At 71.5% G+C, this 12,509-nt stretch carries 7 protein-coding genes; 4 read left to right on the forward strand and 3 right to left on the reverse strand.

The features are described 5' to 3' along the window. The first annotated feature begins 258 nt into the window (after positions 1–258). Positions 259–543: a chaplin gene (locus tag ACFWBY_RS23210; RefSeq protein ID WP_385333828.1), complete on the forward strand. Its 285-nt coding sequence runs from the start codon at positions 259–261 to the stop codon at positions 541–543. Positions 544–937: 394 nt separating this feature from the next. Here ACFWBY_RS23210 and ACFWBY_RS23215 read toward each other — a convergent pair whose 3' ends face one another. Next, positions 938–1,183: a hypothetical protein gene (locus tag ACFWBY_RS23215; RefSeq protein ID WP_385333831.1), complete on the reverse strand. Its 246-nt coding sequence runs from the start codon at positions 1,181–1,183 to the stop codon at positions 938–940. A gap of 197 nt (positions 1,184–1,380) precedes the next feature. On the opposite strand from ACFWBY_RS23215, the gene ACFWBY_RS23220 reads away from it, so the two are divergent. Further along, on the forward strand, positions 1,381–2,361 hold the full coding sequence (locus ACFWBY_RS23220) for a GNAT family N-acetyltransferase (RefSeq protein WP_385333834.1): 981 nt from the start codon (positions 1,381–1,383) through the stop codon (positions 2,359–2,361). A 638-nt stretch (positions 2,362–2,999) separates the two neighbouring features. Next, the gene (locus tag ACFWBY_RS23225; RefSeq protein ID WP_385333836.1) at positions 3,000–5,858 is read left to right on the forward strand and encodes a hypothetical protein; all 2,859 of its coding nucleotides are present in this window, start codon (positions 3,000–3,002) and stop codon (positions 5,856–5,858) included. A gap of 736 nt (positions 5,859–6,594) precedes the next feature. Here ACFWBY_RS23225 and ACFWBY_RS23230 read toward each other — a convergent pair. After that, positions 6,595–10,818, reverse strand: a complete 4,224-nt coding sequence (locus ACFWBY_RS23230; RefSeq protein ID WP_385333839.1) for a S8 family serine peptidase — start codon at positions 10,816–10,818, stop codon at positions 6,595–6,597. Positions 10,819–10,909: 91 nt separating this feature from the next. Here ACFWBY_RS23230 and ACFWBY_RS23235 point away from each other — a divergent pair, with 91 nt between their 5' ends. Next, positions 10,910–11,863 carry a hypothetical protein gene (locus ACFWBY_RS23235; RefSeq protein ID WP_385333842.1) on the forward strand — a complete coding sequence of 318 codons (954 nt, stop codon included), beginning with the start codon at positions 10,910–10,912 and terminating at the stop codon, positions 11,861–11,863. Positions 11,864–12,365: 502 nt separating this feature from the next. On the opposite strand, the gene ACFWBY_RS23240 is transcribed toward ACFWBY_RS23235, so the two are convergent. Continuing rightward, positions 12,366–12,506: a hypothetical protein gene (locus tag ACFWBY_RS23240; protein WP_385333845.1), complete on the reverse strand. Its 141-nt coding sequence runs from the start codon at positions 12,504–12,506 to the stop codon at positions 12,366–12,368. Between the last annotated feature and the right edge of the window lie 3 nt (positions 12,507–12,509).

The following is a 12,509-nucleotide window of genomic DNA, read 5'->3' on the forward strand; positions in this document are numbered from 1 at the left end:
CCGCCGGAGGCGCAGCTCGGCTGCGTCGTAATCTACTCCAGCCACGACAGATTTCCACTCGTGCGGCGGTGAGGTAATCGACCTCGAACAGTCACGGTAGTCGGTCGCAAGGCGGTCTTCGCCGGTGCTGGAGCGGCGGCAAGGCTGAAAGAGCTCACCGTTCGGCCCATCGTCCGTGACGGGCGGGCGGCTTCGGCCGTTGTGGGGGACGTCGTCCGTGCCGTACTCCCGCGGCACAGTGAGTTCAAGGAGATCTTGATGTTCCGTATCGCCAAGACCGTAGCCGTTATCGCCGCCGCTGGTGCTGCCCTGGCAGGCGGGGCCGGCATGGCCGCCGCCGACGCCGCGGCCGAGGGCGCTGCCATCGGCTCCCCCGGCGTCCTGTCCGGCAACGTCCTCCAGGCCCCCATCCACATCCCGATCAACATCTGCGGCAACACCGTCAACATCATCGGGGCCCTCAACCCTGCCTTCGGCAACGTGTGCATCAACAATGGCGGCTCGGACGGGCACCACAAGGCCGACCACCACGGCAAGAACTGACCACACCAGATCCTGGACCCGGCGCGCTCATCGCGCCGTGACATCCAGCACCACCATCTGAACCAGCCGCACCACAAAGCCCTGCACAGACCGGCCTCCCCTCATCCTCCAAGGGGAGGCCGGTCTCATGACGAGATCCGGTGCGGCGCAGCCAGCCGAGCCAGGCCACGGGCAGGAGGTTCCACTCCGCCCGGTCAACGCGCCGGACCTCTGTCGCAGTGGGTGGTTGGGCGGCCCGGTTCTACTGCCGCCAGAGCGGATCCCGCCCCCGCGCCCGGGCATCGCGTGGCCACCACGTCCACGCGCGCTGTCCTGGCAGGCTGGTCTGCGGAGCCCGCCCGGTCCTCCTTCGCACGCCGGCCCGGGCAGGCCGCCAACCCGCCCGGTGTAGCGGTCAGCGGTAGGGGCTCCGGCGCCCGAAGCGTGCCATCAGTCTGCGTGCGGCAACTTCGTCGAGTCCGAGGGCGGCAGCGGCCTGTGCGGTGTCGAGGTCGCCCGCGGTGCCGCGGGCGGCCCAGTAGCCGACCCGTTCGGCGGTGACTCCGTCGACATCGACCAGTTGCAACGACAGATCACCACTCTCCAACAGCAAGTAGTCGATCTGCAGGGCCAGCTCGACGAACGAACGGAAGACCTGCAAGCAGCACGGGCAGCCCATCGCGAACTCGCCCGAGCACTGAACCGACCCGGGTGATCGGTGTCGGCGTCCTGCGCTCACGGGCGGGAAGGCAAGGCAATCGGGCCTGGTCACCGGCCTCCGCTGTCGGGGGATCTTTCGCATCGCCCTGCGGTGCTGCTCGTGGTGTGATGAAACGGGGGTCCGAGAAGGAGAGAGCGATGACCTCACCGGCAGCGGAGCGGAAGACCGTCGCGGGCCTGGTGTCAGTCCGCCCGTTGGCCGAGGCGGACCTGGATCAGGCCGATGAGATCTTCCGGGTCGCCTTCGGGACGTTCCTCGGGGTCCCCGAGCCGAAGACGTTCTTCGCGACCGCCGATTACGTCCGCACACGCTGGGCGGCCGATCCGCAAGCGGCCTTCGCAGCGACGATCGAGGGTGAACTGGCCGGATCGAACTTCGCCGCCAACTGGGGCAGCGTCGGGTACTTCGGACCGTTGACCGTGCGTCCGGACCTGTGGGACCAGGGCGTCGGCAAGCGCCTCATGGATCCGGTCATGGACTGCTTCGACACCTGGGGAAACCGCCACCTGGGCCTGTTCACCTTCTCGCACAGTCCCAAGCACCTTGAGCTCTACCGCAAGTACGGGTTCTGGCCCCGCTTCCTCACGGCCATCATGAAGAAGCAAGTCGCGGGCGGCTCCGCGGTCCCCGGCCGGGTGATGTACAGCGAGCTGCCTGCCGCCGAGCAGCCCGCCTGCCTCAGTGCCTGTCGCGCACTGACCGGGGCCGTGTACGAGGGCCTGGACCTGGAACGCGAGATCGTCTCCGTGCACACGCAGGGACTCGGTGACACCATCCTGCTCCAGGGCGGCGGCTCCGAGCTCGATGGCCTGGCCGTCTGCCACTGCGGAGCCGGATCGGAGGCCGGCGAGGACGTGTGTTTCGTCAAATTTGGCACCGTACGCCCTGGCCCGGAGGCCGCCGACCGCTTCGAGCGACTGCTCGACGCATGTGAACAACTGGCGGCCGAGCGCGGGCTGAGTCAGCTGGACGCCGGGATGAATCTGGGCCGCCCGGATGCCTATCGACGCATGATCGACCGTGGTTTCCGCACTGGGTTGCAGGGCGTCACGATGCACCGGCCCAACGAGCCCGGTTACAGCCACCCCGACGCCTATGTGATCGACGACTGGCGCTGAGACCACCCGTCTGGCCACCAGGCTCCAGCTTCTGGTGGACTGCGCCGTCGCCTGGCCCGACCGGCCGGACAGCCTCGCGGTGTCGCCGAGTGTCGCGGCGCTGACCTCGGCTTAGAGGTCCTAACAGAAGTCGTTGATCATGTGACTTTCGGTTCGGAGGTGAAACGCCACTGCACAGCCCGCAGAGAGGCCGACGCGGACGGATGCCCCACCCTGAGGCCGGCAGCGGGCCCGCCGAGGACGTACCCCTCCCATGCGTCCGAGCACACCGAGCTCCTACTCCAGCTGCGCGAGCGCCTGCTCGTCACGGTCCAGGCCTCGGGCACTGTGAATGTGCCCTGGTGGCAGCCGATTCGCCTGCACACAGTCACTCCCCGGCAGTCGGCTGGTCACCCCGTGACAGCCGTGATCACTACCACTGCGCAACGCGAGCAGGGACAACCGCTCCGTCCTCGCTGACGCCCATCCGGTGCCACCACCAGACCCATTCACAGATCTGATGGGGCTGTTGCTGCGCAATGCCTCGGCGCCCGGCAGGCGTCAGCCGCCGCCCGCGCAGCCGGATGGCGGGTTCGTCTGCGCGACGCTCGTCCGTCGTTCTACGCTCGCCTGGTTGCGCCGTGGGGAGGAGCTGAGTGATGACCGCGATCGCGATACCGTCGGAGGTGGCGACGCCGGACACGGCGCTTCCGCTCTCGTCCTTCCGCGGCTGGCGCTACGCGGCGGAGGCCGCCGTCTACCGGAACAGCGTCGAGGAGCTCTTGGCCGAACCAGCCACCGTCGACCGGCTGCAGATCCGCCCGGAGGTCACTGCGGACGCGGTGCGCGCGGCCATGCACGGAACCGCCGCCGTGGAACGGGTTCTGCTCCTTGCCAGGGTCGACCACGAGGCCGTCTGCTCGACGCTTGACGAGCGGGTGAGGCACCGGCGGCGCCTGGCCCGCGCCCGGGCCCAGATCGGGCTGGAACCGGCCACGGTGGCAACCCTCCTGGTCATGGTCGGCATGCTTGTCAGCGCGAACGGGTCCGGCGTTTTCTGGTCCACCTCGCGGGTAGCAGCGGTGGTGGCCGCGCCTGCCGTGGGCGCTTGGCTGTGGCGCCGCCCTCGCGCATACCGGCAGCTGCGCAACATGCCCGTCTACGTCCGCTTCCGCCTGGGGGTGTGGGCGGCCACCGGCTACGCCGACGCCGCCCTGCGGCGGCTTGCAGCGGAGTTCACCGCCCGCAGCATGCGCCAGGTCCTCCTCGAGGTGATCGAAGCGCTGCTCGGCGAGGACCCGCACTCCGTGCTCGTGTACGACGGCTACCACGGGCTGCGGGCGCGGCGGGACTCCCGGTTCTTCGTACGGAGCCTGTGCGCCGGGCAGTTGGCGCGCAAGCTGAGCCTGATCGACGGCGGCACCATCGCGCTCAGCGGTCCGCGCGGCGTGGGCAAGACCACTCTCCTGGACGCCGCGAGCAGGCTGCTCCGGCCCGCGACGGCGGAAGTCGCGGAACCCGACCTGGTGATCCGTGTCGCCGTACCCGCCGCCTACACCCCGTACGACTTCCTGCTGTCCTGCCTGGTCGGCGTGTGCGAGCAGTACCTGCGGCGGAGCGGGCAACCCGTGCCCGACTTCACCCGGCTGTCGGGCTTCGTACGGCTGGGCCGCCGAACCGCGGGCCTGGCCCGCCACGCCGTGCGGTGGCTCCTGTTCGCCCTGCCCGCCGCCGCCCTACTCGTCCTGGGCGCTGCTGTGACGGTACGCGCTTGGTGGAACGGGCACCGTTCGGGCCTCATGTCCTTCGCGACGGGTGTCGCCCAGGACGCTACCCACGTGGTGGGCGAGCTCTGGCGCGGTCAGTACGTCATGGTCAGCCTGATGGTCGCCTGGACGAGCTTCCTGGTGTGGGGTCTTCGTGCGCCGGGTCGCTTCCGAAGGTTCCTCGGGCTGGGAGAGGAGCGCCGGGCCGGCTGGGTGCTGCTGTCGGCGCTCGGCTGGCTGTTGGTCGCGGTGCCGGTCCTGGACGCTCTGGTGGCCGTGTACGACGCCGTCGACATCGTGCCCGACCGAACCAGCTGGACCAGCCGACCGGGTGCGCCCTCGGATGGGCTGACAACCGTCCTCGTCACGCTGCTCGTACCGCTGTGCGCGTTCCTGCTCGTCACGTATTCGCACTTCCCTCGTCGTCTGACCGCAAGCGATCGCGTGCTGGTGGCGCTGACCGCGGCGGGACTGGCCTGCATCGGGTGCATGAAGATCTACCCGACGACCCGGCCGGTCGTGTCCGACGCCGAAAACCCCGGCCGGCTCGCGGTGCTCCTGCTCGGACTGCTGCTCGTCCACTGTTCCTTCGAGCGGCGCAAGCGGCACGCGACGCAGACCGACCTGACGAGGCGCTGCCTGGACCAGCTCTTCCGGCTCCGCACGGTCCAAGGCACGTCCGCCGCCCTCAGCCTCGCCCCCGGGACCCCGTTCGGGAGCGCGCACGGCTCCACCCTCTCCACACTGCCGCCGAACTTCCCCCAGCTGGTCGCGGAGTTCCGGTCCTTGGTGGGGGCGATCGCGGAGGAGCTGGGCGGGCAGGGCGACGGGCGGTTGTTCCTGTGCATCGACGAACTGGACCGGATGGCCACCCCGGCACAGGCGCGGACGTTCCTCGGCGAGGTCAAGGCGATCCTCGGCGTACCGCGGGTCTACTGCCTGGTGTCGGTGGCCGAGGACGTCAGCGCGGGATTCGTACGCCGCGGCATGCCGTACCGCGACACCACGGACAGCGCCTTCGACGACGTCGTGCACGTCCGCCCTATGACGCCTGCCGAGTCGGTGGCGATCCTGGAGGAGCGCGTGCCCCGGCTCCCCCTGCCGTACGCGATCCTCGCCCACGCCCTGTCCGGAGGCATCCCGCGGGACCTCATCCGCTACGCGCTCAGCCTGGTCGAGCTGCGCCAGAGTACCCCGTACGTGGAACTGCGCGACATCGCGCTCGTGATGCTGGCCGAGGAACTGTCCGACACCCTGGCCGGCTTCCGGACCCTGCTCGCCGCGCAGCCGTGGACAGCCGAGACAGCCCCGGTCATGGTCGACTACCGGATCCTCACCGAGCAGCTGGATGCAGCGCGCCCGGAACAGGGCGCCGCCCTTGTACGCGCCCTACGGGACTTCGCGGCGCCGGCGACGCCTGCCCTGCCCGCTCCCGGCGTGCCGGGATCCGGCGGGCCGGACGAGGCGGCCTTGCCTGAGGCCACGCGCCCGCTGATCGCCGAAGCCCGCGCGTACGTCGCATACGTGCTCACCCTGCTTCAGATCTTCACCCCTGCGGACTTTCGCCGGCGCAGCCACGACGTCGCGCTGGCAGACCCGGACGGCTCGGTCCAACGTCTGGCCGACATGCGCCTGGAACTGGCCGTCTCGCCGTACAGCGCCCTCGTTCTCATCGACCGGGTCAGGCACGCCTGGGGCCTTTCCCCGCTGGCCGCAGCGCCACTGCCGCCCGGCCCGACGCCCGGCACCTGACCGGGACCGTTGCCCCATGCTCTCGGAGCCATCGGCTGAGCAGTTCGGCGTCCCTGCCCTCCCAGTGTGTGAGCGGGAGTCGGCTGGTGGCGCCGACCAGGAGGGTGCCGTAGGTGTCGCCGTGGAGCGCGAAGCCGTCCACCCCCAGCACCCGGGGTGTGACCAGCGGCGGCAGCGGCATCCGCATCAGCTGGGCGAGCACGGTGCACCGCGAGAGTTTGACGCCCGCGCCCTTCAGCGCCAGGTCCACTCCCCCGCCGGGCGCGTGGCGTTCGACGCCACTTTCGGCCACCGTCCAGCGCCTCGAACACGAGGTCGGGCAGGACGCCGGTGGTGACGGCCCCGACCGTACGGCGGTGTCGTCGTCCAGGTCCCTTGGCCTTGCGCAGGACACCGACGGTCAGCGCGCAGTGCAGCAGGCCCTGCCGGATGGTCGCCAACTCGTACTCGAAGGTGTGGCGGGCGCCGTGGGCGGCGAACAGCAGGCACGGCGTTGGGTCAGTGGGGGAATGTCAGATTGGCCGAAGGCGGAAGCCGCCCGGTTACCGGCGGGGCCCGATGCCGAACCTGCTGCGGTGCTTCGCGGCCGCCGCCCGTCCGGCTTCCGCCGGCCACGCGCACGGGTGCCGACCGGGCCCGGGACTTCCGGGCCCGGTCGGCGTGTTCCGGTCACATGCTCGCGCCGGTCATACGGACGTGCCGGTCATACGGTCACGCTCGTCACGCGCAGGGTGGGTCAGCGGCGCAGCTTCAGGCGGTGTACCCCGCCGTCGACCGCGCCGACGTAGAGCGTGCGGCCGTCGGGGGCGGCGGCCAGCTTGGTGGTGTCGGTGTTCTGCAAACCGCTCGAGATGTTCTCCCACGTGAGACCGTTGTCGGTGCTGCGCAGTACGCCCCGGCCGCCCTGGACGAGTCCGGACGCGGTCGAGCCGGCGGTGGCCGCGTAGAGCGCACCGCCGACCCGCAGCAGGTCCGAGACGTGGACCGCGAGCGGGCCGGTGTCGGCAGTGCGGAAGGTCTTGCCGCCATCGGTGCTGACCCGGACGGACGAACCGCCGACGACCAGGCGTCGACCGTCCATCACGATCGCGGAGACGGGGCCTTCGGCGACCTTGGTCGTGGTGACACCGCCGTCGTCCGAGCGGTAGAGGCCCGAGGCGTTGCCGAGCCAGAGGCGCCGCGGGTCGCGCGGGTCACCGGCCATGGCATCGAAGGACCTCTCATGGAAGAGGTTCTTCCATGTCCTGCCGCCGTCGGAAGTCGCGAACAGCCCGTCGCCGAGGATGCTCCTGAAGCTGATCGCCACCCGGTCCGGGTCGGCCGGGTGGACCAGGATCGAGGTCGGTATCTCCGACGACGTGCCCTTCACCTGCCAGGTTCGGCCGGCGTCACCGCTGCGGGAGACCTCGAAGAGGCCGGTCGCGGTGCGCCGGACCTGCCACACCACCTTGGTGTCCTTGGGCGAGACGGCGATGTGCGAGGTGAGACGACCGGTCCTGCCCTCTGCACCGGACTGGCCCCACTCGGGGCCGGCGACGGGGATCGCGGTGCGGTAGGTGCCGCTCACCGTTCCGGCGAGCAGTTGGTCGCCGCTGGCCGCGAGGGCGAAGGTGGTCAGGCCCTGGACGCCGATCCTCCGGTAGCCGGTGCCGTCGGCCGAGCCGCGGTACAGGCCGTCCTGTTCGCTGGACACGGTCACCGAGCCGTCGGCCCAGCGGTCGTAGTCCATCGCGATGGCGGCCTTCGAGGGGGCGGGTACGGGCTTCCAGGTCTTGCCGTGGTCGCGGCTCACCTGCCCGGCGCCGAACAGCGCGCGCAAGTACAGGTCGCCGCCGGAGGCGGACAGTCCGTTGCCGCCTTCCGCCAGGGGCAGCAGGGTGGACCAGGTGCGGCCCTTGTCGTAGGAGCCGCGGACGCCCGTACCGGGGACGTAGGCCGCCACCACGGTGGAGTCGGCCGCCATGCCGCGGATGGTGCTCACCGGCTCGTCGAGGACGAGGTGCGCCGTACCGGGATCGCCCTTGCCGACGCCGTCGATCCGCCAGACGCTGTCGAAGGTCGCCAGGTACAGGGTGTCGCCGACGAGGGTGGCGTCGCGGACGTCACCGGTCACGCCGGTGGGGTACGTCGCCCAACTGTCGCCCGCGTCCGTGCTGACCAGCAGCGTGCCGTCGACCATCGCGGCGAGGGTACGGGTCTGCTCGTCCGCGACGAACTCGTCGATGTGCGCGTCGGGCACGTCGAGCTTGCGCCAGGTACGGCCGTTGTCGTCGGTGCGCAGGATCGTGCCCCGGCGGGTGGGGTCGCCGGCCGTGTTCACGGCGTACCACCAGCGGTCGGGGCGGTGGGCGTCGACCACGACCGCTCCGGTGCCGTTGCCGTCGGCGATGGGCAGCCGGCCCACCTGGCGCCAGTTGGCGCCTCCGTCGGTGGTCAGCCAGGGGGCGGCCTTGCGGAACTGGGTCACGACGGCCTGCTTCGGCCGGGCGGGCGAGAGCGCGACGTGGCCGGCCTCGCTGTTCGGGCCGACGGGCTCCCAGCGGTCGCCGCGGCTGCCGACGGGGGTGACCTCGAAGGCGCCGGCTCCGGTGATCCGCCGGCCGTCGGTGGTCGTGGCCCGCACGGCCAGCTGGTAGGCGCCGGCCGCCTTCCCGGTCACGTCGGCCTGGTAGTAGCCGGCGCCGTTCATGGTGGTGGGCAGTGTGAAGGCCTTGCCGTGCGGCGGCGTGACGGTGATCTCCGGCGGCGCGTTCAGGGCGGCCGGGGCGGCGACGTGCACGGTGGAGCGGCCGTCGCTCGGGTCGGGGGACGCCTGGACGACCAGGTGCCGGACGACGAGCAGGTACGGCACCCGGAGGGCCGGGCCGCGCGCGGGGGTGGCCGTGATCTGGCCGCTGATCTCCGTGTCGGTGGCCGGGCGGTCGGCGCGCAGGGTGACAGAGACGGTCGAGGACCCCCCGGCGGGGACGGTGACCCGCGCCGGGGACACGGTGGTGGGCCCGGTACTGCTGAGGGTGATGGTCAGCGGCTCCTTTCCGGGGTTGGCCAGGCGTACCTTCGCGGTGCCGCCGACGGTCCTGTCCGCCAGGTCGGCGAGGCCGAACGACACGGTCGTCGGGAAGGCGCTGAGGGTGGCCGACGCCGCGGCGGCCACGTCGAGCCGTCCGCTGCCCTGGACGGTGGGGCCGGTGCCGGCGAGCTGCTTCGCGGTGCCGACCAGCGCGGACCTGATCCCGTCGGGGTCCTGGTCCGGGCGCAGTTGGCGCAGCAGGGCGGCGGCTCCGGCGACGTGCGGGCTCGCCATCGAGGTGCCCGACATGCGGTAGACGCCGGGTTCGTACATCGAGGTGGGGATCGCGGAGCGGATCTCCACGCCGGGTGCGACCAAGTCGGGCTTGAGGCCGAAGCCGGTGCCGGGTCCGCGCGACGAGAACGAGGCGATCTCGTCGGTGGAGTCAGTGCCGCGCAGGGTGACGGACACCTGGCCGGCGGCCAGTTCACGGCTCAGCTGGGCGTACTGGGTCGTGTCGATGCCCATGACGACCAGGCGGTCCATGCGCAACGAGTCGCCGGAGGCGGCGGTCCGGGTGAGGTCGGGGCGGGCGGGGGTCGCCGGGGCCTCGACCGTTCCCGGGGTGGCGGCGAGCACGGGTCCGTCGTGGGCCGGGAGGCCGCCGAGCACGGCAAGCGCGCCGCGCTTCTCGGCCTCGCGTGCCCAGTCGATGTCGCTCTGGCTCAGGACGTCCGTACCGGGTGCGACGAGAACGTCGGCCCGCAGGATCTTGCCCCGTACGTCACCGATCCGCTTCCAGTCCTCGGCGGTGCCCGCGCCGACGTCCACGAGCGGCGCGGTGACCGGTTCCCGGGGCGGGTTCGCGGACAGGATGCCCCGGTACGTCTGGATCAGTTCGGGCTCCTTGCCCGCCAGGTACGCGCTGGGTGTCCGCATCCCGCTGGTGGAGGCCCCGACCGCGATGACGCCGTCGGCCGACGCCGGACTGTTGACGGTGCCGCTGCCGGGTCCGTCGTTGCCCGCCGCCGCGACGACGACCACTCCGGCCCGCACGGCGGCGGTCGCCGCGCGGCCCAGCGGGTCGGTGCCGTCACCGGGGCCGCCGAGGCTCATGTTGATGACGTCGGCCGGGTGGGGGTTGGCCGGGTCGGCCGCCGCCTCGATGCCGGCGATGATGTCGGAGGTGTAGCCGCTGCCGTCGGCGCCGGTGACCTTGTAGGCCAGTAGGCGCGCGTCGGGCGCCATGCCGGTGACGCCTCCCTTCTTGGCCGCCTTGCCCGCGATGATGCCCGCGACGTGGGTGCCGTGACCGTTGTCGTCCATCGGGTCGTCGTCGCCATTGGCGAAGTCGAAGCCGCCGACGACCTTGTGGCCCTTGCCGAAGCCGCCGCCCAGGTCGGGGTGGCCGTAGTCCACGCCGCTGTCCAGGACCGCCACGACGGTGCCCTTGCCGGTGGCCTTCACCCCGGCCGGGTCCTCGCGCTTCCACACCTCGGGCGCGCCGGTCAGCGGCACGCTGCTGTCCGTGCGCACCTGAATCCGGGTGTCGGGCCGGACGGCGATGACGCCCGGCAGCGCGGCCAGCCGCGCCGTCTCGGAGGCGGGCACCGTCATCGCCACGGCGTTGACGAGCAGGCCGAGTTGGCGGGGTGAGGCGGGGTGCAGTCCGGCTTTCCGCACCGTTCCGACGAAGGCGTCCTGCCGTTCCGCCAGGGCCCGCCGGGCGTCGCCGACGGCGGAGGCGGTGCCGGCGGCCAGGGATGTGAGCGAGCCGCCGGGCGCGGCTGCGACGGCGGCGTCCCCGGACAGTTCGACGATGACCCGCTGGTTCGGGTCGGGTGACTGCGCGGTCGCGGTGCCGGGTATCGCGGTGAGCGTCCCGGCGAGCGCGACGGTGGTGACCGTGACGGCCACCAGGCGTCGGATTCTTCGTGGGTTCTTGGCCATGGGTAGTAGTCCTAGCGCCGAAGTCACTCTCCGTACAACGGCTTCTGTCGGCCCATTGCTGCCGCTGGCACAAGTGGGCCAGTATCCGCATATGACGAACGAGCTCACCGCCGCAGGTATCGATCCGTTCGACGAGAGCGTCTACAGGGCCGTGTTGACCCGGCGTACGGCGGTCCCGACCGAGCTCGCCGCCGACCTCGGCTGCTCCCCTCTCCGCGCCGCCAGGGCGCTGGACCGGCTGCACGACCACGGCCTGGTCGGGCGGCTCGCGGGCGTCCGCCGCCGGTACGCGGCGATCGAGCCGGGAGCCGCGGTCGAGTCCCTGGTACGCACCAGGGCCGCGGAGTTGGACCGGGTCCGTTCGGCGGCGGGCGAGCTGTCCCGCCTCTTTGCGGCGGCTCAGGCCGGCACCGCAGGAGAGGATGAGGTGGAGATCGCCACCGGCCGCGAGGCGCTCGGCCGCTGGTTCGTCCGCCTCCAGCAGGAGGCGCGCGAGGACGTCATGACACTGGACCGGCCGCCGTACGCACTGACCACCTCCAACCCGGTGGAGAGCACGGCGCTGGGGCGCGGCGTGCGTTACCGCGCGGTCTACGCCCCCGAGGCGCTGGAGTGGCCGGGGGTGCTCGAGGACATCCGCGGACTCGTGCGCCGCGGCGAGCAGGCCCGGGTGATGCCGGGCTTGCGGATCAAACTGGCCATCGCGGATCGCCGGCTGGCGCTGATGCCGCTCTCCCTGGACCTCGACGGCGTGCGCGCTGCGGTCATCCGCCCTTCCGCCCTGCTGGACGCCCTCACGGACTACTGGGAGCTGTGCTGGAAACAGGCACTGCCGCTCGACGTGCCCGCCGAGGACCCGCTCGGTGAGGAGGACCGCCTGGTGCTCACCCTGCTGGTCAGCGGCCTCAAGGACGAGGCCATAGCCCGCCAGCTCGGCTGGTCGGTCCGCACCATGCGCCGACGCATGAGCCGCCTCCACGAACTCCTGGGCGCGGTGAACCGTTTCCAGGCCGGCGTCGTCGCGGTCCGCCGCGGCTGGATCTGACCCGCCACCGGCCCGGGGCAGACGCACCTGGCGGTGATCCCGCCACCGGCCACGAGCGCTTTGGGAGGCCGCTGCTCTGGGTCTCGGACGGGCTCATCGTCCGTGATGCCGGCATCGGCAACCTGACCCGAGTACTCATCGGACTGGTCAAAACGATGAGTTCACGCAGGTCCTTCAGCGGCTCGACGGCCGACAGCTTCCGGCGGTCAGAGACTTCGACCAGCTCAACGGCCTGCTCCGCCGCCTTGTCCGGGAAGCCGCAGGCCGCCACATCGCACAGCCCGACACCTGCGCTCCACCAGCTCCTGGGGCTCTCCATCCCGCCCCTTTCTCCCAGCCGGAACCACGGCCGACGTGTCAACCCCTCACACATCAGCAGGACGGCGCGGGCCGCCACCGGTGTGGTGGCGGCCCGCGCGGGGGCGTCAGAGGCGGTCTCTCACGCCGCGGATCGCAGGCCCTCACAGATCTGACACAAGGGACCGGCTCCGTGTCCGTTCGATCAAGAGACGGGCTCGTATACGACCGTGGTGTCGGGGCAGTCCTCCACCAGACCCAGGAGCGCCTGCCGTTCGGCGTCTTCCGCGGCCAGGCCCCAGCGCAGCTTGGTGGCTACCCAGGTGGTCGCGTACTGGCAGGTCATGCT

It is taken from the genome of Streptomyces sp. NPDC060049, from assembly GCF_042736715.1.
GTDB lineage: Bacteria > Actinomycetota > Actinomycetes > Streptomycetales > Streptomycetaceae > Streptomyces.

What these genes read in the sequence shown, in the direction of transcription:
- ACFWBY_RS23225 (WP_385333836.1), top strand. Translation starts at nt 3,000, where the DNA reads ATGACCGCGATCGCGATACCGTCGGAGGTGGCGACGCCGGACACGGCG.
- ACFWBY_RS23220 (WP_385333834.1), top strand. Translation starts at nt 1,381, where the DNA reads ATGACCTCACCGGCAGCGGAGCGGAAGACCGTCGCGGGCCTGGTGTCA.
- ACFWBY_RS23240 (WP_385333845.1), bottom strand. Translation starts at nt 12,506, where the DNA reads ATGACCTGCCAGTACGCGACCACCTGGGTAGCCACCAAGCTGCGCTGG.
- ACFWBY_RS23230 (WP_385333839.1), bottom strand. Translation starts at nt 10,818, where the DNA reads ATGGCCAAGAACCCACGAAGAATCCGACGCCTGGTGGCCGTCACGGTC.
- ACFWBY_RS23210 (WP_385333828.1), top strand. Translation starts at nt 259, where the DNA reads ATGTTCCGTATCGCCAAGACCGTAGCCGTTATCGCCGCCGCTGGTGCT.
- ACFWBY_RS23235 (WP_385333842.1), top strand. Translation starts at nt 10,910, where the DNA reads ATGACGAACGAGCTCACCGCCGCAGGTATCGATCCGTTCGACGAGAGC.